24 protein-coding genes, 17 tRNA genes and 2 rRNA genes are annotated in these 24,626 nt (G+C 43.9%); 33 read left to right on the top strand and 10 right to left on the bottom strand.

Translation table 11 applies throughout. The annotated features are described in order from the left end of the window. The 19 genes from MHZ92_RS16140 to MHZ92_RS16050 all read left to right on the top strand — a co-directional run. Positions 1-112 (top strand): 23S ribosomal RNA (locus MHZ92_RS16140); the annotation flags it as partial. A gap of 149 nt (positions 113-261) precedes the next feature. Then, positions 262-377, top strand: a 5S ribosomal RNA gene (rrf, locus tag MHZ92_RS16135). A gap of 53 nt (positions 378-430) precedes the next feature. Further along, a tRNA-Asn gene (locus MHZ92_RS16130) sits at positions 431-505 on the top strand. 3 nt (positions 506-508) lie between these two features. After that, positions 509-599, top strand: a tRNA-Ser gene (locus MHZ92_RS16125). 18 nt (positions 600-617) lie between these two features. Further along, positions 618-689: transfer RNA gene (locus MHZ92_RS16120), tRNA-Glu, on the top strand. Positions 690-701: 12 nt separating this feature from the next. Continuing rightward, a tRNA-Val gene (locus MHZ92_RS16115) sits at positions 702-777 on the top strand. A gap of 190 nt (positions 778-967) precedes the next feature. After that, positions 968-1,042: transfer RNA gene (locus tag MHZ92_RS16110), tRNA-Met, on the top strand. 3 nt (positions 1,043-1,045) lie between these two features. Further along, positions 1,046-1,121, top strand: a tRNA-Asp gene (locus MHZ92_RS16105). 8 nt (positions 1,122-1,129) lie between these two features. Beyond that, positions 1,130-1,205, top strand: a tRNA-Phe gene (locus MHZ92_RS16100). Positions 1,206-1,217: 12 nt separating this feature from the next. After that, positions 1,218-1,290, top strand: a tRNA-Thr gene (locus tag MHZ92_RS16095). 10 nt (positions 1,291-1,300) lie between these two features. Beyond that, positions 1,301-1,385: transfer RNA gene (locus MHZ92_RS16090), tRNA-Tyr, on the top strand. A 10-nt stretch (positions 1,386-1,395) separates the two neighbouring features. Then, positions 1,396-1,469 (top strand) — tRNA-Trp (locus tag MHZ92_RS16085). A 24-nt stretch (positions 1,470-1,493) separates the two neighbouring features. Continuing rightward, a tRNA-His gene (locus MHZ92_RS16080) sits at positions 1,494-1,569 on the top strand. Positions 1,570-1,607: 38 nt separating this feature from the next. Then, positions 1,608-1,683: transfer RNA gene (locus MHZ92_RS16075), tRNA-His, on the top strand. Positions 1,684-1,692: 9 nt separating this feature from the next. Continuing rightward, a tRNA-Gln gene (locus MHZ92_RS16070) sits at positions 1,693-1,764 on the top strand. Between the two features lie 5 nt (positions 1,765-1,769). Beyond that, positions 1,770-1,844, top strand: a tRNA-Gly gene (locus MHZ92_RS16065). A gap of 10 nt (positions 1,845-1,854) precedes the next feature. After that, a tRNA-Cys gene (locus MHZ92_RS16060) sits at positions 1,855-1,928 on the top strand. Positions 1,929-1,962: 34 nt separating this feature from the next. After that, positions 1,963-2,043: transfer RNA gene (locus MHZ92_RS16055), tRNA-Leu, on the top strand. 61 nt (positions 2,044-2,104) lie between these two features. After that, positions 2,105-2,185 (top strand) — tRNA-Leu (locus tag MHZ92_RS16050). A gap of 100 nt (positions 2,186-2,285) precedes the next feature. Here MHZ92_RS16050 and MHZ92_RS16045 read toward each other — a convergent pair. Next, positions 2,286-2,999 carry a B3/B4 domain-containing protein gene (locus MHZ92_RS16045; RefSeq protein WP_239432739.1) on the bottom strand — a complete coding sequence of 238 codons (714 nt, stop codon included), beginning with the start codon at positions 2,997-2,999 and terminating at the stop codon, positions 2,286-2,288. A 55-nt stretch (positions 3,000-3,054) separates the two neighbouring features. Between MHZ92_RS16045 and queG the strand changes: the two genes are divergently transcribed. From queG to MHZ92_RS16025, 4 genes are all read left to right on the top strand, one after another. Further along, positions 3,055-4,182, top strand: coding sequence for a tRNA epoxyqueuosine(34) reductase QueG (gene queG / locus MHZ92_RS16040; RefSeq protein WP_239432726.1), 1,128 nt, complete (start codon positions 3,055-3,057; stop codon positions 4,180-4,182). A gap of 13 nt (positions 4,183-4,195) precedes the next feature. After that, positions 4,196-4,669, top strand: coding sequence for a tRNA (uridine(34)/cytosine(34)/5-carboxymethylaminomethyluridine(34)-2'-O)-methyltransferase TrmL (gene trmL, locus MHZ92_RS16035; RefSeq protein ID WP_239432725.1), 474 nt, complete (start codon positions 4,196-4,198; stop codon positions 4,667-4,669). A gap of 314 nt (positions 4,670-4,983) precedes the next feature. After that, positions 4,984-5,814 (top strand): aldo/keto reductase, encoded by an 831-nt coding sequence (locus MHZ92_RS16030; protein WP_239432724.1) that lies wholly within the window; start codon positions 4,984-4,986, stop codon positions 5,812-5,814. Positions 5,815-5,900: 86 nt separating this feature from the next. After that, the gene (locus MHZ92_RS16025) at positions 5,901-6,836 is read left to right on the top strand and encodes a methyl-accepting chemotaxis protein (RefSeq protein WP_239432723.1); all 936 of its coding nucleotides are present in this window, start codon (positions 5,901-5,903) and stop codon (positions 6,834-6,836) included. A 31-nt stretch (positions 6,837-6,867) separates the two neighbouring features. On the opposite strand, the gene MHZ92_RS16020 is transcribed toward MHZ92_RS16025, so the two are convergent. The 3 genes from MHZ92_RS16020 to MHZ92_RS16010 are packed head-to-tail and all read right to left on the bottom strand — an operon-like array spanning position 6,868 to position 8,625. Continuing rightward, positions 6,868-7,722 (bottom strand): RluA family pseudouridine synthase, encoded by an 855-nt coding sequence (locus tag MHZ92_RS16020; protein WP_239432722.1) that lies wholly within the window; start codon positions 7,720-7,722, stop codon positions 6,868-6,870. After that, on the bottom strand, positions 7,722-8,198 hold the full coding sequence (locus tag MHZ92_RS16015) for a thioredoxin family protein (RefSeq protein ID WP_239432721.1): 477 nt from the start codon (positions 8,196-8,198) through the stop codon (positions 7,722-7,724). Before MHZ92_RS16015 ends, MHZ92_RS16020 begins: the two co-directional genes overlap by 1 nt. A 1-nt stretch (position 8,199) precedes the next feature. Further along, the gene (locus tag MHZ92_RS16010; RefSeq protein ID WP_239432720.1) at positions 8,200-8,625 is read right to left on the bottom strand and encodes a disulfide oxidoreductase; all 426 of its coding nucleotides are present in this window, start codon (positions 8,623-8,625) and stop codon (positions 8,200-8,202) included. A 131-nt stretch (positions 8,626-8,756) separates the two neighbouring features. On the opposite strand from MHZ92_RS16010, the gene MHZ92_RS16005 reads away from it, so the two are divergent. Continuing rightward, positions 8,757-10,301 carry a bifunctional GNAT family N-acetyltransferase/carbon-nitrogen hydrolase family protein gene (locus MHZ92_RS16005; RefSeq protein ID WP_239432719.1) on the top strand — a complete coding sequence of 515 codons (1,545 nt, stop codon included), beginning with the start codon at positions 8,757-8,759 and terminating at the stop codon, positions 10,299-10,301. A 41-nt stretch (positions 10,302-10,342) separates the two neighbouring features. Here MHZ92_RS16005 and MHZ92_RS16000 read toward each other — a convergent pair whose 3' ends face one another. Further along, positions 10,343-11,677, bottom strand: a complete 1,335-nt coding sequence (locus MHZ92_RS16000) for a hemolysin family protein (RefSeq protein WP_239432718.1) — start codon at positions 11,675-11,677, stop codon at positions 10,343-10,345. Positions 11,678-11,843: 166 nt separating this feature from the next. Between MHZ92_RS16000 and chrA the strand changes: the two genes are divergently transcribed. From chrA to MHZ92_RS15975, 5 genes are all read left to right on the top strand, one after another. Then, positions 11,844-13,022, top strand: a complete 1,179-nt coding sequence (chrA, locus tag MHZ92_RS15995) for a chromate efflux transporter (RefSeq protein ID WP_239432717.1) — start codon at positions 11,844-11,846, stop codon at positions 13,020-13,022. Positions 13,023-13,245: 223 nt separating this feature from the next. After that, complete coding sequence (locus MHZ92_RS15990; RefSeq protein ID WP_239432716.1) at positions 13,246-13,404, top strand: hypothetical protein; 159 nt, start codon at positions 13,246-13,248, stop codon at positions 13,402-13,404. A gap of 219 nt (positions 13,405-13,623) precedes the next feature. Continuing rightward, on the top strand, positions 13,624-15,363 hold the full coding sequence (locus MHZ92_RS15985) for an ABC transporter ATP-binding protein (protein ID WP_239432715.1): 1,740 nt from the start codon (positions 13,624-13,626) through the stop codon (positions 15,361-15,363). Between the two features lies 1 nt (position 15,364). Continuing rightward, positions 15,365-17,119 (top strand): ABC transporter ATP-binding protein, encoded by a 1,755-nt coding sequence (locus MHZ92_RS15980; protein WP_239432714.1) that lies wholly within the window; start codon positions 15,365-15,367, stop codon positions 17,117-17,119. 304 nt (positions 17,120-17,423) lie between these two features. Beyond that, positions 17,424-18,680, top strand: coding sequence for an MFS transporter (locus MHZ92_RS15975; RefSeq protein WP_239432713.1), 1,257 nt, complete (start codon positions 17,424-17,426; stop codon positions 18,678-18,680). Between the two features lie 34 nt (positions 18,681-18,714). Here MHZ92_RS15975 and MHZ92_RS15970 read toward each other — a convergent pair whose 3' ends face one another. Beyond that, the gene (locus MHZ92_RS15970; protein ID WP_239432712.1) at positions 18,715-18,867 is read right to left on the bottom strand and encodes a hypothetical protein; all 153 of its coding nucleotides are present in this window, start codon (positions 18,865-18,867) and stop codon (positions 18,715-18,717) included. A gap of 47 nt (positions 18,868-18,914) precedes the next feature. After that, positions 18,915-19,118 carry a YheE family protein gene (locus MHZ92_RS15965; protein ID WP_239432711.1) on the bottom strand — a complete coding sequence of 68 codons (204 nt, stop codon included), beginning with the start codon at positions 19,116-19,118 and terminating at the stop codon, positions 18,915-18,917. A gap of 51 nt (positions 19,119-19,169) precedes the next feature. On the opposite strand from MHZ92_RS15965, the gene MHZ92_RS15960 reads away from it, so the two are divergent. From MHZ92_RS15960 to MHZ92_RS15945, 4 genes are all read left to right on the top strand, one after another. Continuing rightward, positions 19,170-19,580: a ferritin-like domain-containing protein gene (locus MHZ92_RS15960; protein WP_239432710.1), complete on the top strand. Its 411-nt coding sequence runs from the start codon at positions 19,170-19,172 to the stop codon at positions 19,578-19,580. A gap of 176 nt (positions 19,581-19,756) precedes the next feature. Next, positions 19,757-19,984: a helix-turn-helix transcriptional regulator gene (locus MHZ92_RS15955; protein WP_239432709.1), complete on the top strand. Its 228-nt coding sequence runs from the start codon at positions 19,757-19,759 to the stop codon at positions 19,982-19,984. Between the two features lie 2 nt (positions 19,985-19,986). After that, positions 19,987-20,289, top strand: a complete 303-nt coding sequence (locus MHZ92_RS15950) for a hypothetical protein (RefSeq protein WP_239432708.1) — start codon at positions 19,987-19,989, stop codon at positions 20,287-20,289. 27 nt (positions 20,290-20,316) lie between these two features. Further along, a complete protein-coding gene (locus MHZ92_RS15945; protein ID WP_239432707.1) occupies positions 20,317-21,636 on the top strand; it encodes a serine hydrolase in 1,320 nt (439 codons plus the stop codon). 62 nt (positions 21,637-21,698) lie between these two features. On the opposite strand, the gene MHZ92_RS15940 is transcribed toward MHZ92_RS15945, so the two are convergent. The 3 genes from MHZ92_RS15940 to MHZ92_RS15930 form a co-directional block, all read right to left on the bottom strand. Further along, complete coding sequence (locus MHZ92_RS15940) at positions 21,699-22,478, bottom strand: ABC transporter substrate-binding protein (protein ID WP_239432706.1); 780 nt, start codon at positions 22,476-22,478, stop codon at positions 21,699-21,701. Positions 22,479-22,495: 17 nt separating this feature from the next. Continuing rightward, positions 22,496-23,518: a hypothetical protein gene (locus tag MHZ92_RS15935; RefSeq protein ID WP_239432705.1), complete on the bottom strand. Its 1,023-nt coding sequence runs from the start codon at positions 23,516-23,518 to the stop codon at positions 22,496-22,498. Positions 23,519-23,592: 74 nt separating this feature from the next. Next, on the bottom strand, positions 23,593-24,612 hold the full coding sequence (locus MHZ92_RS15930; RefSeq protein ID WP_239432704.1) for a S66 family peptidase: 1,020 nt from the start codon (positions 24,610-24,612) through the stop codon (positions 23,593-23,595). Positions 24,613-24,626 lie beyond the last annotated feature (14 nt).

Genomic DNA, 24,626 nt, shown 5'->3' with positions numbered 1-24,626 from the left:
CCATTACATTTGTAAGTAAGATCCCTCAAAGAAGATGAGGTGGATAGGTCCGGGGTGGAAGCGTGGCGACACGTGCAGCTGACGGATACTAATCGATCGAGGACTTAACCTTATAAGTTGATTTAGTACGGTTGAACTTGAAGTTCAGCAACAATGTTGGTTTTATCCGGTTTTGAGCGAACAAAATAATTTATTTTGAAAAAAAAACGCTTGATTTATTCACCAGATATGATATAATAAATCTTGTCTTGTGAAAAATAGTCCAGTGATGATGGCGAAGAGGTCACACCCGTTCCCATACCGAACACGGAAGTTAAGCTCTTCAGCGCTGATGGTAGTAGGGGGCTTCCCCCTGTGAGAGTAAGACGTCGCTGGGCTGTCATTTCTAAAATGACTGTAATGTAAAGTTAGTTTATTATTACATTATTATTCCGCAGTAGCTCAGTGGTAGAGCAATCGGCTGTTAACCGATCGGTCGTAGGTTCGAGTCCTACCTGCGGAGCCAATTGGAGAGCTGTCCGAGTGGCCGAAGGAGCACGATTGGAAATCGTGTATACGCTAACCGCGTATCAAGGGTTCAAATCCCTTGCTCTCCGCCAGTTTTATAAATTACATATGGCCCCTTGGTCAAGCGGTTAAGACACCGCCCTTTCACGGCGGTAACACGGGTTCGAATCCCGTAGGGGTCATCATTTTAACACGGAGGATTAGCTCAGCTGGGAGAGCACCTGCCTTACAAGCAGGGGGTCGGCGGTTCGAACCCGTCATCCTCCACCATAATTTCTTATGAAGTTCCAAAGCTAACTAAATGTGTAGGTTTTAAACTTCCTACAACTAACATTATCGCGGGGTGGAGCAAATCACATCACGCAGAATGTGATTTGTGTAATTTCCTGAAAGGAAATTACAACAAAGTCCCAAAGCTAACTAAATGCGTAGGTTTTAAATTTCCTACAACTAATATTATCGCGGGGTGGAGCAGTGGTAGCTCGTCGGGCTCATAACCCGAAGGTCGCAGGTTCAAATCCTGCCCCCGCAACCAAAAGGTCCCGTGGTGTAGCGGTTAACATGCCTGCCTGTCACGCAGGAGATCGCCGGTTCGATCCCGGTCGGGACCGCCATTATTTGTGGCTCAGTAGCTCAGTCGGTAGAGCAAAGGACTGAAAATCCTTGTGTCGGCGGTTCGATTCCGTCCTGAGCCACCATTATAATATTATGCCGGTGTAGCTCAGTTGGTAGAGCAACTGACTTGTAATCAGTAGGTCGTGGGTTCGACTCCTATCGCCGGCATGCTTCTCTTGGTGGGGTAGCGAAGTGGCTAAACGCGGCGGACTGTAAATCCGCTCCCTCCGGGTTCGGCGGTTCGAATCCGTCCCCCACCACCATTTATTTTACAGGGGCATAGTTTAACGGTAGAATAGAGGTCTCCAAAACCTTTGGTGTGGGTTCGATTCCTACTGCCCCTGCCATTTCTGTTTCAATATAATATTATGGCGGTTGTGGCGAAGTGGTTAACGCATCGGATTGTGGTTCCGACATTCGAGGGTTCGATTCCCTTCAGCCGCCCCATCCATGATGTTTTGTATTTTAATAAATCTTTTATTATGGCGATTGTGGCGAAGTGGTTAACGCATCGGATTGTGGTTCCGACACTCGAGGGTTCGATTCCCTTCAGTCGCCCCATTTAGTTTTTGGGGTATAGCCAAGCGGTAAGGCAACGGACTTTGACTCCGTCATTCGTTGGTTCGAATCCAGCTACCCCAGTTTTCGCGGAAGTAGTTCAGTGGTAGAATACGACCTTGCCAAGGTCGGGGTCGCGGGTTCGAATCCCGTCTTCCGCTCCAACTTTCTTACGGCGGCATAGCCAAGCGGTAAGGCACGGGTCTGCAACACCCTTACCACCGGTTCGATTCCGGTTGCCGCCTCCAATTTTCATGTATGCTGTAAGTCAATTGTTGTTATGCCCGAGTGGTGGAATGGCAGACACGTCGCACTCAAAATGCGATGCCGCGAGGCGTGCCGGTTCAAGTCCGGCCTCGGGTATCCACTTTGAAAAGATGCAACCCTGGTTGCATCTTTTCTCTTTCTACATTTCCTTTTTTATGCCCAAGTGGTGGAATGGCAGACACGTCGCACTCAAAATGCGATGCCGCAAGGCGTGCCGGTTCAAGTCCGGCCTTGGGTATCCAGTTCAACATTAAAAAAACGCTCCTACCACATGTACGTGGATAGGGGCGTTTTCCATGGGACTGAGTCGTCTATCGGATGTGGATCGTGTTGAGCTTTTACAAATTGAAGGATTCTTTGTCATTTACCATAACAGATGGACGCTCTTCATGAATCACATAGCAAGAAGCCTCTCCGCCGCTAATGGACGTAAACATATTGCCACATGCCGTCGTCAATTTCAGAGCTTCCTCGTTGTCCATAGAAGGACGGAGGAATAAAACGTGGAGCGCATCCGTTGTTTCTTCTGTAACGGCTGTTCGGATGGAATCTACATAAGGGCTGCCGAAAGGACTGTAATCGTCTTTTAATTGAAGAATGCGGTGCAATGAATTAAAACGGCCATTCAATCCTTCATAACCGTCTTCTTCTCCGCCAACGGTCAATTGGATATCTCCTACAAGCTTAGCTACGTCATAAATACCTGCAGGAATTTCATACTGGAGTGAGAAGAACGTATTCAGGTCAACCGCTGTGTGAATGGTTCGCAAGTAATTCTGCTTTTTAATTCTACGAAATAGTGCTTCTACAGATGGTCTGTATCGGTTCGGGTCGCCGCCTAAGGCTTTCCATGTCTCTCTCCATTCTTGGATGCCAGGAAAGTCTGTTACGGGTTTGGTGTCCAATTCGAAAAATAGCTGTTCTTGGAATAATTGCAACCTTCCTTTTAACATTTGAGGAGATTCCGACACTGTAATTTTGCTATAATGGATAATGCCCAATTTCAAGTCGGGCAACTGCTGAAATAGATTCTCGTCTATCTTTATTTTCATTCTCATCACCTTTGTCATCTTTTTATCAATCCTACCATAGAGGAGGCGGAATGTTGTGAATGTCGCTCAACTACAGTCGACCATAAAAGAATATGCAGCTACGATCGGCATCGATAAAATCGGTTTTACGACTGCCGCCCCTTTTCTTGAATTAAAAAACCGTTTGCGTCGTCAACAGGAATTAGGCTATCAATCGGGCTTCGAAGAAAGTGATGTTGAAAAACGGACAGAACCGCTTATGTTGCTCGATCGCGCCGAAAGCATTATTTCCATAGCGATTGCTTACCCATCTAAAATGACAGATGCGCCAAAAGGGAAGAAGGGAGAACGGCGCGGCATTTTCGCGAGGGCATCTTGGGGGATGGATTATCACCATGTTCTTCGTGAAAAGTTGCAACTTCTTGAAACGTTTATTTTGGAAAAAATGCCGAATGCTAAAATGCGGTCCATGGTGGACACCGGGGAACTTGTCGACCGGGCTGTAGCGGTTCGTGCGGGGATTGGCTGGTCTGGTAAAAACTGTTCAGTGATCACACCTGAATTCGGCTCGTACGTTTATTTAGGGGAAATGATTACGAATATCCCGTTTGAGCCAGACGTCCCGATGGAGGACCAATGCGGCGATTGTAGGCTTTGTCTGGATGCATGTCCTACAGGGGCTTTGATTCAAGGAGGGCAGCTTAATGCGCAACGGTGCATCGCCTTTTTGACGCAGACGAAAAAGTCGCTTCCTGAGGAATTCCGTGCGAAAATCGGAAATAGGGTATACGGCTGCGATACATGCCAAACTGTATGTCCAAAAAATAAAGGGAAATATAATCTTCATCAGTCCGCATTTCAACCTGAGCCTGAGTTGGCAAAGCCACTCCTCGTTCCGATGTTGAGTTTATCAAATCGACAATTTAAAGAGACTTATGGGCATATGTCGGGTTCATGGAGAGGTAAGAATCCGATACAGCGGAATGCCATCCTTGCGCTTGCTCATTTCAAGGATAAAACAGCGGTGCCAGTTTTGGCTGAAATAATTGTGCAGGATCCACGCCCTGTCATTCGCGGCACAGCTGCATGGGCACTCGGTCAGATTGGAACGAACGAAGGCATTGAAGCGGTTGAAAAGGCGTTACCGAATGAAGAAGATCCGGATGTACGGATCGAAATGGAAAAAGTATTGGAGACTACATGAAGGAAGTGCTCATATGGCGATACACGTTGCATTATTTGAACCATTGATTCCAGCGAACACCGGGAATATCGCTCGTACATGCGCCGGGACAGGGACGAAATTACATCTAATTAAACCGCTTGGCTTTTCCACTGACGATAAAATGCTCAAGCGTGCAGGGCTCGATTATTGGCAATACGTCGATATTACGTATCATGAGGGCATACAACAATTTTTCGATGCCTATCCGGATGCGGAGTTTTTCTTCATTACGAAATTCGGAGAAAAAGCCTACTCAGACTTTGATTTTTCGGACTCGTCAAAGGATGTGTTTTTCGTATTCGGGAAAGAGACGACAGGTTTGCCGGATGAAGTGATTGAGCAGAACAAAGAGAAATGTTTGCGTATACCGATGAATGATCATATACGATCACTGAACCTATCCAATACTGCAGCGATACTCATCTATGAAGCGTTGCGGCAACAATCATTTTTAGATTTGAAATAAAAACGGGACAGCCGATTATGGCATGTCCCGTTTTTTACTACTTATTTTTTCACTTTACCTGGCTTATCTTCGTACCCGCCTGTAAGGATTGCAGAAAGAAATGCGAAGCAAACACCCATAATAAGCAAAAGATTCATCAGATGTACCTCCCGTAAAATCAGTAGTCCTTCGTATAGTATACCTTAAAACATTGGCGATTGAAATGTCTGAACTAAAAAATTGTGTCATTCTGATTAACAATCAGACAACTTCAGTCGTCAATTAATTCGATTATAGGTACAATAAAGATACAAATGAAATAGGAGGGGAACGGAATGAAATATTTTGACGACACAGTGACTCTATCGAATGGAGTGAAAATGCCCCAGCTCGGTCTTGGCGTTTACAAAATGACCGATTCCGAAGAAACGATACAGGCCATTACATACGCTTTGGAAGTTGGCTACCGAGCAATCGACACGGCAGCTATCTATGAGAATGAAAAAGAGACGGGCGAAGCCATCCGGCAATCAGGAATTCCAAGGGAAGAACTGTTCATCACCTCGAAAGTGTGGAACACCGATCAAGGGTATGATGAAACATTGAGAGCGTTCGAGGCTTCTTTGGAAAGGCTAGGGATGGATTATTTGGATCTTTACTTGACGCACTGGCCTGTAGCGGGTTCATTCGTTGATACCTATCGCGCAATTGAAAGGCTTTATGATGAAAAGCTGATCAGAGCTACAGGTGTATCCAATCATCATATCCATCATTTAGAGAAGGTGTTCAATGTCACAAATGTAAAACCGATGGTAAATCAAATCGAATTGCACCCGAGACTTACCCAAGAGCCTTTACGGAACTTCTGTAATGACCATGGCATCACCGTCACATCGTGGTCTCCGTTGGCTAGAGGCAGACTCATGGAAGAGCCGATATTACAGCAAATCGGGTTAAAATATGGAAAAACGCCAGCGCAAGTCATCATTAGATGGCATTTGCAACATGGATTGGTCGTCATTCCTAAGTCAGTTACGCCAAGCCGTATCCAATCGAACATTGACGTGAAAGACTTCGAGTTGACTCCGGAGGATATGTTAAAAATTGATGGTTTGAATCGTGATGAGCGGACTGGAACAAACCCAGAAAAATTTGATGAGGCGTGAATAAGGCTTTGGACCCCGGTGACGTTTGTCTTATATATTGAGAAAATATGTTATAATAAGAAGATAGATAGCGGGGAGGAATGGCCTTGTTTAACCGTAAAAGAAAAGTAGAAACCGACAATCGATTCCAATTGGAAATGGAAAGAATGCAATTGGAATTTGCAGATAAAGAAGCAGAGGAACAGCAACGGTTGCAAGAATTACGTGAAGAGTTGCAGGCAGCGGTCCGACAACATGAGAAAGTGAATTCGCAGCATAATGTACTAGGTGAAGCCGTTCGTCAAATCGAAAAGAGATTCGATAACGTTGGGGAATTAAGTGAAAAGACATCAGATAAATCAAATGATCTTTTTGAGAAAGGTCGATCATTGGAGAAAAATGCTCAGCAGATGGTTCAGGAAGCATCCGATGGAACAAAGGAAGTGCAAGGAACTGCTGAAGTCATTAAGGAACTAGGCGTGCAGATTCAAGCTTCCGAGAAAAATATGACGAACTTGAGCGAAAGGTCTGTTGAAATCCAGTCAATCGTAGGGGTTATCGAGGATATTGCTGCCCAAACGAATTTATTGGCGCTCAACGCCTCGATCGAAGCCGCACGTGCGGGAGAATCCGGTAAAGGGTTTGCTGTTGTGGCGCAAGAAGTACGAAAATTAGCGGAAAGCACATCAGACAGCACGGCCAATATCCAGACGTTGACGAATGCACTGCGTGAGGAAATCGAGCAGGCATTAGAAGCTACAAGGAAAAGCGCAGCTCTCGTTGAAAAAGGCATTTCCGTCAGTATGGAAACTGCAGATAAAATCGAACGGATTCTTGGGACAGTTGAGGAAAGTAAACTAGACATCACTTCCATCCAGGAAATGATCGAGGAGCAGAAGAAGCTTTCCGAAGCGGTAAAACGCGAATTATCCGATGCAACGACTTTATTCGCTGAAGCGCAAGCACTGATTATCGATCATATTGAAAACGCGAAAGAACTGGATATACGTCTCGAAAAAGGTATCTACCAATTATCAAAATGAGAAAAACCGTGGAAAAGATTCCACGGTTTTTTTATTTAACTTCGATTGTTGTCTGAGCAGTCGTGAACGGGTGGTTGAAGGACACTTTCTTTGCCGTCAATCGGTAGTTTCCATCGGCAGTTTCACTACCGCCATACAATGTATCGCCTGTTACGGGATGTCCTATATGGGAGAAGTGGACCCGGATCTGATGAGTTCTACCGGTTTCTAAGCTAGCCTCTATATATGTCGTCTCTTCGCCCCGTTTCATGACACGGTAACGAGTGATCGCATCCTGCCCACCTGGGGATACCCGGCGTCTCGTTGGATGATGACGATCCCGTCCAATCGGGTATTGAAGCGTCCCTCTCATTCGTTTAACGAGTCCATCAACTTCCGCATGATAAATACGTGTGATGGCACGCTCCTCGATCATCCGGTCCAAAAGCGCTTTTGCGATAGGGTGCTTCGCTACGAGGACAATTCCTTCCGTCCCTTTGTCGAGCCGGTGAATATGCTCTGCGTAAGCTCCTCCAGTCGTTACCATATGCGCCATGATTGCATTCATGAACGTCCCGCCGTCATCTGTTTCGTCAGGATGTATCGCCATGCCTGCCGGCTTCAGAGCGGCAATGATATGTTCATCTTCGAAAAGGATGGAAACTGTGATGTCCTTATCGGGCTTATACGATGATACGGCATCCTTGAAATGAAAGACCAGTTTCATACCTACTTCGAGTGGTGTTCGCCAATCGACAGGATTTCCGGCTGTATCCGTAACCGCCTTTTCCATCCTCATTTGATGGATCGTCTTCTTACCAGCTTTCCATTCATCTCGTAGAAGTTCTTCAACCGTCAGCCCTTCACGATCTATTCGATAATGGAAGGATGTATTTGCTTTTTCCATCATTGCTCGTTGTACGCATCAAAGAATGTGCGGATATCTTCCTCTGGGTTTTGCGGCAAGCCGACGGAACGTGCTACCTCTTTTCCGTCTTTATAATGGATTAGCGCCGGCCATGATGTGATCCCGTATGGCTGCGATTCATTCGGGAACTCCATCATATTGTATTGGTATACGTGAATTCCTTTTTCTTTTGCAATCGGCATGAGAATCGGCGTCATTTGCTGGCAATATTGGCACTCTGGGTGGAAGAAGTATGCTGTCACATCTTCTCCAGAAGTGACTTTTTCATATAGCTCATCCGGGAGAACGATGTTGCTGTAATTTTCATTCCCAAGCAGGTCGATTGTTGCCTGACTCAAGTCGTTCGTACCGTATGGATTGTCTTTCAGTTTCTCTTTGTTCGATTGATTATTCAATACGATGATTAAAGCAAAAATGGCGACGATGACACCGCCGATGATTAGTAATTTCTTCAATTTAGTTAGACTCCTTTTGCCATTTTAGTAATAGTAGGCTTGTAATGAGGATGAGCACGAATGCCGTTAAAGCCATAAACGGAATTGTGATGAATCCTAGATAGTTCACATATTGGCCTATACACGAAACATTTCCACAAGCCGGTGCGCTATCTTGCAAAAAGCTAAGCTTTTGGATTCCGTAATGGTAAAGTGAAATGGAACCCCCGACTACTGAAAAGACAGCAGTCGTCAATGCGATCTTTGCGTTTTTCTGGAATAAAGCGACCCCCGTTATTAAAACGATCGGGTACATAAGGATGCGTTGATACCAGCAAAGAGTGCAAGGTTCATAGCCACGTATTTCGGAAAAGTACAATGACCCTAAGGTGGCTATAAGGGAAATGGTGAAAATGAAAACAAGGCCGTTCTCCAATCGTTTATGCATAATGTCAACTCCTGTTACTAATGCTCCTCTTAGATTATACGGCGAGGACGTAACCGTGTAAAATAATCGGAACTACATGACTTTACATCACCAATTATGGGTACAGATTATGTAGAAAGGGTGAAGTTTAGATGAGTGAAGAAATTGATTTATCATCATTTGAAATGAAAATGGTCATCAGGGAAATGAAAGAGGATGACATCCCCAAAATACTAAATATGCAAGGAGATTGTTTCCCTGGCATGGAGCCATGGGAAGAGGAACATTTGAAAAGCCATCTGTCCATATTTCCGGAAGGGCAATTCGTTGCTGAACTCGACGGGAAAATCATCGGTTCCTGTTCAAGCTTGATCATTAATTTCGATGAATATGATGACAAGCATTCATGGGACGATATTTCCGATAACGGCTATATTACGAACCATAACCCGGAAGGATACAATTTATACGGCATCGAAGTGATGGTCCATCCCGAGTATCGGAGAATGAAAGTAGGGCAACGGCTGTACGATGCCAGAAAAGAACTTGTTCAACGGTTGAATCTAAAGTCAATCATCATTGGGGGCAGGATACCAAACTATCACAAGTATGCTTCTGAAATGTCAGCACGTGAATACGTGGAGGCAGTGACCCGGCATAAAATCTATGATCCTGTCCTCACTTTCCAGCTATTGAACGATTTCACGCTAATGCGAATTAATCCGAATTACTTGCCTGATGACAAGGCCTCAAAAAAATATGCGACATTGATGGAATGGAATAATGTCGATTATAAGTCAACTACGAAACGGCATTATAAGACGAGTTACCCGGTGCGAATTTGTGTCGTCCAGTATATGATGCGGAAAATTTCAACGTTCGAAGAATTGGCCAATCAATGCGAATACTTTGTGGACGTTGCGTCAGATGCAAATTCGGATTTTGTCGTCTTCCCGGAAATATTTACGACGCAGCTCATGTCGTTCTTAGACGAGCCTTCTCCGAGCAGGGCGGTACGGAAGATGACGGAGTATACGCAGCAATACATTGAAATGTTCACAAATCTCGCAGTTCGTTACAATGTCAATATAATCGGCGGATCTCATTTTGTCGAGGAAGAGGACCAAGAAATTTACAATATCGCCTATCTGTTTAGAAGGGACGGCTCTATCGAGAAGCAATACAAGATCCATATTACTCCGAATGAACGGAAATGGTGGGGGATCAGCCAAGGGGATGAAGTTGAGGTCTTTGATACCGATTGTGGAAAAATAGCCATTCAAATCTGTTATGATATCGAATTCCCCGAGCTTGCAAGAATTGCGACGGACAAAGGGGCCAATATTATCTTCACGCCTTTCTGTACGGAAGATCGTCAAGGGTATTTGCGCGTCCGGTATTGTGCCCAAGCGCGCGCGATTGAAAATCAGATTTACACCGTCATTTCGGGAACGGTTGGAAATTTGCCGCAAACCGAAAACATGGATATCCAATATGCCCAATCGGCCATCTTCTCTCCATCTGACTTTGAGTTTGCAAGGGATGGAATTGTCGGAGAAACGAATCCGAATTTGGAAATGGTTCTTATTGGAGATGTCGACCTCGAAATATTGCGCCGCCAGCGCCAGGACGGAACGGTAAAACAACTGAAAGACCGCCGCCACGATATTTATCGAGTGGAGTATTTGAAGAAATAAAAGACGGCATCTCCAATGGGGATGCCGTAAAATCGTTTTTATTATGATTCAAGCTGCAAATCAGTCGCTTCGCTTGTTTGTTCATTTTTTATAACTTCCAAGAAGAGGATGTGATGCCCTTCGACATCCTTCACGGTGAATTCGTAGCCTTGTTCAATAATCTTTTCACCAGGAACCGCTTCGAAACGTTCGGACATGAACCATCCGCCGATTGTATCGATGTCCTCTTCGTCAATATCAATATCGAGTACTTCGTTAACGCTCTCAATTAACATTTTTGCGTCCAATATATAATGGTTTTCATTAATTTTTTGTACTTCTGGCACTTCGTCTATATCAAACTCATCCTGAATTTCTCCGACGATCTCTTCTAAAATATCTTCGATTGTTACGAGTCCGGCAGTTCCTCCGTATTCATCCATTAACACAGCCATATGGATTCGTTCACGTTGGATTTTCAATAATAAATCGCCGATTGGCATCGTTTCGATGACCCGGATGATGGGTTGCATATATTCACTAACAGGCTGATCGCCTGTTGTCGGATCTTTAATGAATGCAGTCAAAAGATTTTTCATGTTCACCAAGCCGATGACATGATCTTTATCGCCATCTGTGACGGGATATCTCGTAAATTGTTCGACGCCCATCAGTTCAAACATCTCCCGTAATGTGACGTCCTTCTCAATTGTCATCATTTCGGTACGCGGCACCATGATCTCTTTGGCGAGGCGATCATCGAATTCGAAAATCTTATTGACAAATTTATATTCTGCTTGGTTAATTTCTCCGCCCTTCAAACTATCAGTCAAAATCAATCTCAATTCATCCTCGGAATGAGCAACTTCCGACTCGGAAACCGATTTGAAACCGAAAAGGCGGATGATGAAACGTGCTGATCCATTCATCCCTTTAATAACGGGGTACATGATTACGTAAAAGAATATGAGCGGTTTCGCAGCTGCCAGCGTAATGGCTTCCGCTTTTTGGATAGCGATCGTTTTAGGAGCCAACTCACCTACTACGACATGTAAAAATGTTACGACGATATATGCGATGATGAAAGAAAGGATTGTCGCAGCACTCGGGGTAATTTCAAGTTGGGCGAAAACCGGTTGCATAAGTAGTTTGACGGTCGGTTCACCTAGCATCCCCAGCCCTAATGCCGTTATCGTTATACCCAATTGGCAAGCAGATAAATACTCGTCAAGATTGCTGACGACTTTTTTTGCTGTTATTGCCCGTCGGTTCCCTTCCGCGACAAGCTGGTTGATCCGTGTTGTTCGTACTTTCACTATTGCAAATTCACTCGCAACAAAAAATGCGGTGAGTGCGATCAAGGCAGCAAAGGCTGCCAATCGTATGGCAATTTCCAAATAAGTTTACTTTGTTCCGCGCCCGAATGAGGGGTAGAACAAAGTGCACACCTCCTGTAAGGTTAAAATAGTTAGTTAAGATTATAATAATTTATTTACAAGAAAAAAACAAATGGTTTTACCTAAGTTTTGTATAATGGATGGTATATATTCGGAGGTGGCGTTTGTGAAAAGGCAAAAAAATGCGCTCGAAATATTCCGTACATCTTTGCTATTAGGGCTGACTTCGTTCGGCGGACCCGCAGCCCATATCGGTTATTTTAGGGATGAGTACGTGAAGAAAAAGAAATGGCTCGACGATAAACTGTATGCGGATATCGTAGCGTTATGCCAGTTCCTTCCTGGCCCGGCAAGCTCGCAAGTCGGGATTGCGATCGGGTTGATGCGCGGAGGATTACTTGGAGGGATTCTTTCTTGGATTGGGTTTACGCTGCCTTCCGTATTGATTTTAATGGCATTTGCCTGGCTTATTTCATCGACAGCTTCTTTTGATATCGGATGGATCAAAGGATTGAAAATTGTTGCTGTCGCTGTCGTGGCGCATGCATTGGTCGGCATGAGCAAGTCGCTCACTCCTGATCGGGCTAGAATAACAATCGCGCTCCTTGCAGCTGTGCTGACATTATTGATCCCTACAGCTCTTGGCCAAATTGCAATCATCGTTGGTACAGGTTTAATCGGTTATGCGTTGTACCGGAAAGAAAAAGCGCCGAAGCCTGCATCAATCAACCTATCATTTGGAAGGAAAACAGGAGTGGCGGCATGGTCGATTTTTTTCCTTCTACTTTTAGGTATTCCAGTCATTCGCGCATTCTTTCAAAATACGTTTATTACGATTTTTGATATTTTCTATCGGGTTGGTTCAATCGTTTTTGGCGGGGGACATGTCGTATTGCCGATGCTTGAAAGGGAAGTCGTTCCAGCGGGTTGGATGGATGCAGAGACGTTCATCGCAGGTTATGGAGCGGCTCAAGCTGTACCGGGACCGCTTTTCACATTGTCCGGTTATTTGGGGCAGTTGATGAATGGACCTTCGGGAGCTGCAGTCGCCGTAATTGCCATGTTCCTTCCTTCATTCCTTTTAGTCATTGGCACATTGCCATTTTGGTCGGCAATCCGTTCCAAGCCTGGAATTCAAGCAGCATTGAAAGGAGTAAATGCCGGGGTTGTCGGAATTTTACTTGCTGCACTGTATGATCCAGTATTCACAAGCTCAATCGGTCACCCAATCGACTTTGGAATTGCTCTAATCGCTTTTGGTTTACTTCATTTTTATAAAATGGCTCCTTGGCTCGTCGTGTTAATAACCGCAGCATTCGGGGCACTCTCTTATTTTTTATTTTAATAGTCATATTGCAGGCATTCCTTGCATACAATAAAAAATGCCAGGAATGATCCTGGCACGCCCGCTATATAGAAATTTGCCGTGGGGTTTCTTTTATAAAACGAATTATCGTTGGAACGAGCAGAAGACCACATCAATAATTTAATCGAGTGGTATATTTATTCATTACCCAATTCGCACGGGTTAAAACAATTAATGTGAATTGTATTAAATGTATTGACAAATGGAAATTGTCAATGGTACTGTTGAATTATTCGAAAATCGGAATAGTAAGGAAGGTGCGGAAAATGAAAAGAGTGCTATTTATCTCACAACAACTAAATACGAATTCCGTGCTGACCTGCTCTTTTTCTATTGTATGAAACTTATCAGGATGGCATGACTTAGTCGTCCCTTTTTTTGAGCACACGCTTATGTAAGGAGGCGTGTGCTTTTTTGTCTTTGAAAGATTAGCGGTGTTTCCACGTTTAACGTGTGAAATATAAAAAAATGTATGAAAGGAGCGCTGATGATGCAAATTATTAATCAGCAATGGAAACTAGTAAAAAAGGAATCTCTAGAAAGTGGATAGTTTAAAGAATGAAGGAAGAAGGTCGACATTATGTTTTCGGTATTATTTAAATTAAAATGGTTTTTCAAAGAAAACCGCAAAAGGTATACGATTGCACTCGTTTTATTAATGATGACGAATGTGCTTGTCATTTTACCTCCATGGCTGATCGGTACTGCGATTGACACGATTTATACGCAGACGATGACGACGAACTTGCTAGCTCTCTTCATCGGGGCGATGTTTTTGATCATGCTTGTCTCGTATATCGGAAATTTCGTCTGGCAATACCAGCTATTCGGCGGGGCCTATGTCATTGAACGACAGTTGCGAACGCGACTGATGCGCCATTTCCTTAAAATGACCCCAACGTTCTATGAAAAGAATAAAACGGGAGACTTAATGGCCCGTTCAACGAATGACCTCCGCGCAATTTCAGAAACGGCAGGTTTTGGGATCATGACGCTCATCGATTCGACTCTCTATTTAGGGACGTTGATTATTACGATGGGATTCGTCGTCTCGTGGAAGCTGACGCTTGCTGCTATTTTGCCATTACCAATCTTGGCGTTCATTCTCCAAGTACTCGGAAAGAAAATTCATGAACGGTATATGGTTGCACAAGAGGCTTTCGGGAATTTAAACGATAATGTGCTAGAGGCTGTAGCGGGAGTACGGGTTGTCCGTGCTTATGTGCAAGAACGTGCTTCTGAACAACGATTTGCGGATATGACGGAAGATGTGTACAAGAAGAATATGCATGTTGAAAAGATTGATGCTCTCTTCATGCCGTTTTCGAAAGTACTGACGGCGTTGACATATATGATTGGGCTTGGGTACGGAGCACATTTAGTGTCTGCAGGTGAAATGACGTTAGGTAATCTTGTCACATTCAACGTGTACTTAGGTATGATCGTTTGGCCGATGTTTGCGATTGGAGAATTGATCAACGTGTTGCAACGTGGGAATGCTTCCTTGGATCGTGTCATGGAGACACTTAATTATGAGGAGGATGTGAAAGACCCTGATAAGCCGGTTGACATCGATCAGCCTGAAAGCGTCGGCTTCAACGACGTCAGCTTCACGTATCCAATGTCGCATGCGGTCAACTTGGATCATATCGAACTGAAGTTGGATCGGGGACAGACGCTCGGCATCGTCGGAAAGACGGGAAGCGGAAAAACGACGTTCGTCAAGCAATTATTGCGTGAGTATCCTGCTGGAGATGGTGAAATCGTCTTCTCGGATGTTGCCCTTCAATCGTTGAAAAAGGATCAAGTCCGTGATTGGATCGGCTACGTGCCACAAGATCATGTGCTCTTCTCACGTTCCGTCCGGGATAACATTTTGTTCGGACGTCCGGATGCAACTGAGGAAGATATCGCAGAATCCATTCGCTTATCTTATTTTGAAAAGGATTTGGAGATGCTGCCGGCGGGACTGGATACATTGGTCGGCGAAAAAGGCGTTGCATTATCAGGAGGGCAAAAGCAGCGGATTTCGATTGCTCGGGCTCTCGTGAAGAATCCTGAAATCCTCATATTGGATGACTCGCTCTCCGCGGTGGACGCGAAGACGGAAGCGAAAATTATTGAAAACATCCAATCGGAACGTTCCGGAAAAACAACGATCATTACGACGCACCGCTTATCCGCTATTCAACATGCGGATTGGATCATCGTGCTCGATGACGGACGTGTAATTGAAGAAGGAACACATGAAGACTTGCTTGCGAACAACGGATGGTATAAAGAGCAATTCGACCGCCAGCAGATCGGGGAGGTTGAATAATATGAATACCGGAAAACGTTTAGTGCAATATGCACTTGCTTATAAGAAGCTATTAATTACAGGAATCGTCCTTCTCGGATTCGCAGTTGGAGCAGACTTGATGGGTCCGATGATCGCAAAGAAAATCATCGACGACCATATTGCAACGTCGGTTGATCAGACGATTAATTTTGAACCGATTGCCAAACTATTGGCTGTATTTTTCGGTCTTGCGGTCGTTACGGCGATCCTGAGGTATTTCCAATATTTATTACTGCAAAAAGCGGCAAACCGAATCATCCAAAAGATGAGAAACGAATTGTACGGACATATCCAAACATTGCCGATCCGTTATTTCGATAATTTGCCGGCGGGCAAGGTCGTCGCTCGGATTACGAATGATACGGAAGCAATTCGGAACTTGTATGTGACAGTCGTTTCACAGTTTGCGATCAGCGGCATGTATATGCTCGGAATTTTCATCGCCCTTTTCTATTTAGATCCGAAAATGGGGGCTATCACGTTATTCGTCCTGCCAGTCCTGTATGTCTGGATGAAATTGTATCGAAGGTTCGCTTCCAAAGTGAATCATATTATCCGGAGCAAAAACAGCGAGATGAACGCGATGATTAATGAATCGATTAACGGGATGACAATCATCCAGGCTTTCCGCCGTGAAAAGCAGATGGATGGGGAATTCAATGAACTGAATGATGAGCATTATAAATATCAAAGCAAATTATTGAAAGTCGAAGCGGCGACGTCCCACAATCTCGTCGACATTATCCGTTCATTAGCATTCGTCTTTCTCATTTGGTATTTCGGCGGTGCTTCTCTTACAGCGGAAAGTGTAGTTTCAGTCGGGATGCTATATGCATTCGTCGATTATATTACACGACTTTTCAATCCGATTACGGGCGTCGTCAACCAGTTCGCCCGACTCGAGCATTCCCTCGTTGCAGCGGAGCGAGTGTTTAGTCTGATGGATCGCCAAGGGGAGCCGGTGAGTGACGAAAAAATTGCCCGTTACCGCGGGAACGTCAGGTTCGAGAACGTATGGTTCGCTTATAAAGATGAGGAGTACGTGTTAAAGGATATTTCCTTCGAGGCGAAGCAAGGGGAGACCGTAGCGCTTGTCGGACATACCGGTTCTGGGAAAAGCTCGATAATGAACTTGCTATTCCGGTTCTACGACGTGTCGAAAGGGAAGATCACCATCGATGGGAAGGACATCGGAAAAATGTCACGGCAAACGATTCGCGACCATATGGGAATCGTCTTGCAGGATCCGTATTTATTCAGCGGAACGGTTGAGTCGAATATTAGCCTAGGAGATGCACGCATTTCACGCGAAAAAGTTCAGCAAGCACTTGACGCGGTCGGCGGCGAGCGGGTATTGAAGCATTTGCCGGGCGGAATTGACGAGCCGGTCGTGGAGAAAGGGAGCACGCTATCATCCGGTCAACGGCAGCTCATTTCATTCGCACGTGCATTGGCCTTTGACCCAGCCATTCTCATATTGGACGAAGCGACGTCGAATATCGATACCGAAACGGAAGAAATCATTCAACATGCGATGGACGTATTGAAGAAAGGCCGGACGACGTTCATCATCGCCCACCGTCTATCAACAATCAAGAATGCAGACCGTATTTTAGTGTTGGATCGCGGGAAAATCGTCGAACAAGGCAATCATGAAGAATTGCTTGCGCTTGGCGGACAGTATGCACAGATGTATAAATTACAGGCGGGCAACAATGGTTCAAGAGTTAGTTAAAGGATAGGTCGAGGCTGTCACGGAAAGTCGGGAAAAAGACTTTCTGTGACGGCTTTTTTGTAATTAAGATTGCTAGCGTCCATAACGATTCCTCCAGCGCACAAAGTTGGTTGTCCTGCGCTTAAAGGGGGCCGTCTCGCGCTCAAAGAAGTCTATTCTTCGCTCAAAGAAGGTTGTCCCGCGCTCAAAGCAATCCATCCCACGTCCAGAGGTTTGATTATAATGAAAATTCCGTTGCGAAATGCTTCAGAAACACGTATATTTAGAGTGTCGAAGTATTTGCTGTGGAAAGTTGGAATTATAGATGAAACGGTTTAGTGAATGGATACGTAAATTTTCCTCTTTTAATCGGAACGTGAGGCTCTTTATTATCGGGAATGCGCTCATCCAAATCGGGATGGGTGTTTTCATGGTCATGTACAATTTATATATACGTGAGTTAGGGATGCCGGAAACGGTAAATGGTAAAGTGATCTCCATGACTGCAATGGCTTCTGCGATCATGCTTGTACCTGCAGGCTTGTTAAGTGATAAATTTGGACGAAAATGGATGATTGTCGGCGGTGCGGTACTCGCGGTAACGACGTTGTTCTATCGGGGCATCGCCGTTTCGGAAACTCCGATGATTGCAGCGGCGTTTTTAACGGGGTTATTTATGGCGTTCGTTCAAGTGTCAGGCATTCCGTTTCTTGCGGAGAACTCATCCCCCTCTGAAAGAGTGAAGCTTTTCAGTCTTAACTTTGCAATCATTACGATTGCGAATGTCATTGGCAGTTTATCTGGAGGAATTATTGCGGATGTATTGGAAGCTGTTTTCAAAATCGGCACAGCCGAAGCGATCCGGTATGCACTTCTAACAGGCGCGACCATATTCACAATTGGCTTGATTCCTTTATTCCAATTACAAGAGAGACCTTCCGAGTCCTTGAAGGAGAAAAAGAAGCATACTGAAGAAACTTTAACTGTGGATCATAGTTTAAAGCGGAATTTGATTGTCATTTTCCATTTTTCATTTGCGAGCCTTCTGATTGGTTTCGGATCAGGCTTGGTCATTCCGTATTTAAATTTGTATTTCGCGAACCGTTTTGATGCTTCCAATTCCTATATCGGACTTGTATTATCGTTAGGCTCTGCAATGACTGCAGTGGCGGCTATGATCGGCCCTGCATTGTCGAGGAAAGTTGGCAAGGTAAAGGCAATTATTTTATTCCAAGCATTGTCGATTCCATTCCTTCTATTGACAGCATACACAACGTCGTTATTGTTGGCGTCGCTCGGCTTCCTCTTGCGGCAAGCGCTCATGAACGCGGGCAACCCGATTCAAAGTGCTGTCGCGATGGAAGTTGTATCGGATAAGTATAAAGGACTTGCCAACTCTATGAATCAGATGGTGTTCAGCTTAGGTTGGGCCACAATGGGGCCGATTGCGACAGGGCTTGTCGTCACAAATGGCTCCTACTGGGGGTATGCATATGCCTTCACAATTACTGCTGGGTTATACATTATATCGTCGGTCTATTATTATTTTATTTTTGGAAGAAGGAAGTTGGCAGGAGAATAAATACAAAAGCGGAGGGCGCACCCCTCCGCTCTTTTTATTCTCCTCTTTGATACTGGGTTTCTCTCCAAGCGTTTTGCTCGTTGGGTACCCGGCTTTTATCCTCAAAGACGTTTTCGGTTTTCTGATCTTGTATTTTTAGCTGTTCTTTTTCTTTTTCCAATTGTTCGGGGGTCTTTTCCTTATCCATTTCCATCGCCTCCTTATTAAGGGATAGTATGGACAGGAATCGTTCCATCATTCATATACGTGGAACGTCATCAGTTCGTGGATCATTTTTTTGACGTTTTCTTCTTCCGGAGGTGTTTCGCCTGTCCAGATGATCGTGCCGTCCGGTTGATAGTCTCCTGTGAACCGTTCTTGTTTATAAAAAAATGAAAACGTCCAACCGGGCAAGCTGCCGCCGGCGTAAATCGGTTTGTAGCTGAAATGCTGAAGCATCGAATCGCTCCTTTCATAGACAAGCGTCCATCCGCATAAAGTGTACAAAAGATGCGAAAGGGTGCTTACGTGTTTATCGATAAATTGAAGCAAGCCATTGAGGGTGAGTACAGGGACTATTACTTTTACAGGTCGATGTATGAGATAGCGGAAGACCCACTTTGGCGGGACTTCATCCAGCATGCATTTGAGGATGAAAAAAGCCATTATGAAATGTTTCAACAACTCTATTATATGATGACCGGGACGTTTGTACAAAATCCGAAGAAACCCATTCCGTGCTATAACTTAAAGCAAGGCGTCAAACAGGCCCTTGTCGGTGAATTGGATGGAGTAGAGACATATAAGGAAATGCTGTTGACGATTCCTTTTCAGCAAGCTTATAATCCTTTGTTCATCGCCATGCATGATGAAATGGAGCATGCCATCCGGATGTCGATGATATATAATTCCTTGAGATGAATGCAAACACGAGACCATCATTACGATGATCCCGTGTTTTTTTTGTTGCATCTAAGAATTACAAGTCAAGCGGACGATATCCGGAAATCCGAGTAAAATATTTCATACTATATGTAAAAAATACTTTACTTCGAGTATGAAATATATTACTCTTATCTTATAAGAGGTGAGCTTAGATGTCGTTAAATAATGAAAGAAAGATTCGTAATAGAATTGTTGTATTAAGAGCTGAAAGAGGCTTGTCACAAAAAGAGGTTGCTGACAAGCTGGGCGTGAGCAGACAAACGATTATTTCACTTGAAAAGAACAGGTATAATCCATCATTAAAGTTAGCCTTTGATATATCACTAATGTTTGGTGTAGATTTACACGAAGTTTTTCAATATGAAGTAGAGGAGGAGTAAAAATGGATGTTTTTCAATCCGTTCTACGTATTGTTTATGTCCTCATTTTCTTTATCGCCGTCTTTATTTCACTTAAATTCGAAATGGGTGAAGAGAATAAGGATGAGCGTGGAAAGAGCATTTCAAATAAAGCCTATGGAATTGTATTTCCTTTAATTCCATTTGGATGGTTTTTAATCGAATTGTATGATCATTTCATTCGTCCCCTAGATTACGACACATACAAATTAGTTATTTGGTTTTTAATTTCAGGTTTAATGATTCTTCATGGAATCATCATATCGGTGTTAAAGAGGATATATTAAGTTTCCTATAAGAAAGGAAGTGACTGTATGAACATGTTGGCGTGGATTGGGATGTTAACAATTATTATTCTTACACCTTTGCCTTTGCTTATAAAAGAGAATAGGACGAAAGAGGAAATTAGAAAAGTTATTGTGACAGAAGTAATTGCACTAGCGATTATTATCGCAGTCCTATTCTTTAGTGTGAATTATTTACTTGCATTAGTTGTCGGTTTTATTGCATTGATTCTATTCAATAAAAAAACATATACAAAGAAGAGATTAATAACTTATGGGGCAATTATTCTTGTCGTAGGAATTGCAGGCTACTCTGTCTTTCGAGACAATCCTGATTATGTTCTTAACCATTTGAAAGAAAATCCGCAAACAACATCTTTCTACTTGGCGGAAAATGGTGTTGAATTAATTGCTTATCAATCGGATGTTGTTCGACCATTGGCGAGTACAGTAAAGATGTTGATCGCTGTTGAATATGCGATGCAAATTGATGCAGGCTTGTTGGATAAAGATAGCACAGTATCATTGGATGAGTTATCCCGGTATTATGTAAAAGATACAGATGGCAATGCACATGTAGAGTGGCTGAAGGCGATGGAAAGCGAAGGGAAAGTTGTAGAAAATAAAGTAACGCTGCATGATGTTGCAAAAGGAATGGTGACCTACAGTTCTAACGTCAATACAGATTATCTAATTGATTTGCTAGGCGCAGCTTCAATCAATGAGCGGGCAAAATCTCTTGGACTTACCGAGCATGAGGAAGTCTATCCGATAGTAAGTGCGCTCTTAATTCCAGAGTACTTAAAAAGTGAATCAAGTGAATCAATGAACAACAACGAAATAATTAGTGAGATCGAATCAATGCCGATTGATGAATATCGAGAGATAGCAGTGAAATTAAGTAAGCAAATGAAAGAAGGGACGATCAAAAGTGGAGACTATACGTATGAATTGCCTTTAAAGGTACAAAGAGTATGGTCGGATCGTCTAATTGGTGCATCAGCCAATGACTATGGAAAGTTATTAGAGGTAATTACGAAAGATCAACTTCCAATGAAAGCTGCTGAAACAGCAAGGGATTTACTTGAGTGGCCAATGCAACTATACGAAGGCAACCATAAGCGTTTTGTTCATCTTGGTGCAAAAGGTGGATCGACTGCATTCGTACTAAACGACGCAATGTACGCAGAAGATCATAATGGCAATAAGATTGAAATGGTAATCTTAACAGATGACCTAAGTTTATGGCAGGGAATACTCCTCCGAAACAATTTGAATTCGTTCAAATCTAAATTACTTGGTAGTAAAGAATATCGTCTAAAAGTGCAGAAAGACCTCTCCGAGTTGTAACAAATTTCAAAAGCCAACATCAAAGTCGATGATGGCTTTTTCATAATTGTTGAATTGAATTGTTATAAATCTAGATGCTGTTGAAAATAATCCGCCGCCTCCAGCATCCTCGGTCCATACCAGAACATTTCGCCGTCAACTAGGATTGGTTGGGCGTTAGGCATCATGCCCAGAAATTCATTGAAATGTTTTTCTTTAAACGGGAAGGGCTCCGATGCCAATAATACGTAATCTAATTTTGCTTTGCGAAATTCGTTAGCTGTAACGACTGGATACCTGCTGTCAGTTTCAATGAATGGATTGATGAACCCCATTTTTTCTAACAGTGAATTAATATAAGTATTTTTTCCAACAACCATATACGGTTTTCTCCAAATGACATAGCCGATACGCTTCCCAGGGTATGTCGGCAATCCCTCGAATTGTTGTCGGATCGAGTTCAGTAAGATTCCGGCTGCTTCGCTTCGATCTGTCAAGTTTCCCATATCCTCTATCATCCGGAATGCATCATCGACCGATTGGACTTCGGCGACGTAGACGGGGAAGTGTTTCTCCAGCTCTTCCACGATTTCTTTCGTGTTTTCTTCTTTTTCCGCGATGATGAGGTCGGGTTGTACATGTTGGATTGATTCCATCTTAATATCTTTTGTGCCTGCGACCGTTACTATATTGTTGACCTTATCTTTCGGATGGATGCAAAAGCGGGTTCTGCCGACAATTTCATTGTCCAGGTCAAGCGCCAGCAATGTATCTGTAATGCCGGGGCACAAAGAGACAATTCGTTTCGGTGGGTATGAAAATGTAACTTTGCGTCCGACTTTGTCAACGACTGTCTTATTCAAAACTAAGCTGCATCCTTTCAAGAAAAGAATTTTGCCGCTTCCTTTGCGACTTCCTCAGGTACTTTCAACGATAGAGGCTCGCCATGCAAATAATTGAAAACGTTCATATCACTGGTGTCGAGCATCCCGATCGTCATGCGGGGAATCAACCGGAAATGAACCTGCTCTGCAGAATGCTTTTTCACTGGGATGAACAACGATGCATTGAAGCTTTCGATTCCAATTTCCTTGAAATAACGGAAGAAGCGGAGGAGACTGTTTGCAAGGTCATCATAGCCGCTACTCGCCAGTTCAGGGAAAGAAGAAGCTTCAAAAACACCGATAAAGTCACAATGACCTTTTGGTGCAAAGGCATGTATCCAGTTAATGGAGCCTTTTTTTCCGATCCAACGTTCACGAAGCGTGCTTTCTTCAGCGACAAGTGAAGTAAAGTAATTGTGTCCTTCTTTTTCATGGAAATCATGACTATTCGATGTGATCGTCGCTTGGTAATTCGTCGGTTGTTCAGAAGCCAATACATGAATATGTGGATGAAGGATGCTCCCCCCAGATGGAGGCAAGTAGTTCCAATTGATCGAAATATATTCAGTTTTCGGGTCGAACTCTAACACATTCTTACTATACTGATGTGCAGCTTTAAATGCATCTGAGATTAGCGTTTCCGTAAATTCTTCAAGCTTCACATAATGCTTCTCTGACATGCGAACGACGGCATTATGCTTACTATAAGGGAACAAATTCGGGAAAACGACCGCTTCCTTGCCGACGAACCGTCCACCTTCCACGAGTTCATCGGGGAACCGCGGTGTGATTTTTGATATATTTTCAGCGCAAAAAGGACATTTACTCCCTTCCGTTGCCTTGGCAAGCTCCGAATAATCCTTCGGAACGAAAGGTGCACCCGGATCGAAAATGATCCGGGACGTTTCCCTGGTCAACGGATCGAATCTTATTTCAGTCTTCCGATCAATCAATTTCCCGTCTTGCATAGGATCATGAAATGTGAAAAATTCATCGTGTTTGCGAAATTCTATTGGCAATGTCATACTCCCCCTTAAAAAGTTCTTTCTCCCATTCTATCGTCAACTGACAGAAAAGTCAGCCAGAGTTGTCTTTAGCGAAGTGAAGTTGTTACGTGTCCTTTCCCGTTTTCGACAAATACTTTTCCGCTCGCCCCATTCACAAAAGTAATTTGAGGAGGGACATGGCCTAGATCGGCATCGTAAATAATCGGCAATCCAGTTAAGTCTTTGATTCTTTCCATTGAATCCAAGACAGTGAATCCTTTCACTTCCTGCCCAGCAGGGGAGCGACCGAAAATGATGCCCGCCGCATTCTCGAACCAACCCGCATAGACAAATTGGAGCATTGTCCGATGAAAATCGGTAGCGTTCATTTCACAGTTCTCGAAATACCATAAAATCGGCTCATCGTTCAGGAAGTTATTCTGGAAAGATGCGATATCGCCATAAGGAGTCCCGACGAGGTGGCGGATTGTATCGATGCAACCGCCTAAGAAACGACCTTCCAATTCGATCGTATCTTCGCCAAGCACCTTCCATTCAGTTGGTGAATCCAGTTTATATACATACGGGTCATCCGGTGCATCATGCTGCCACTTGGATTGGAACTTTTTAGATGAAAGCTGTTCAATGCTTGAGCCTGCAGGAGCTTGCAATACATTCATGAACTGACTGGCAACAGGCTCCCATTCATCACTCCGCAATTCAACGAGATTTGGTCCGTGCGCTGTGGCAATTCCAGTTTTAACTGTCAATGCAAAGAGGAACGTGCTCAGATCCGAATAGCCTAAAATCCATTTTGGCTTTATTTCATCCCAATCAATGAGGTGCAAGATCTCCATGAGGATTTCGCCGCCCCATGGAGGAATGATTGCGTTAATTTCTGAATTCTTGAACATTTCCATGAGCTCTGCAGCACGAATTTCTTTCGCCGCTGAAGCGGCCTTGTTTTGCGTCCAGACGGTGTTACCGACATTTACAGGATACCCTCTTTTTTCAAACTGGTGTTTTGCCCGATGAACTAATTGGTGAAGACTTTCATCAACACCTGAAGACGGGGCGGTCACACCGATTGTACCTCCTTGTCGCAATGGTTCCGGATAGCGGATCATCAGAATCACTCCAT

Origin of the sequence: Sporosarcina sp. ACRSL (genome assembly GCF_022346605.1) — a bacterium.
Classification (GTDB): Bacteria; Bacillota; Bacilli; order Bacillales_A; family Planococcaceae; genus Sporosarcina.
Note: the sequence above shows the minus strand (reverse complement) of the source record. Positions and strands in the feature narration are given on the sequence as shown.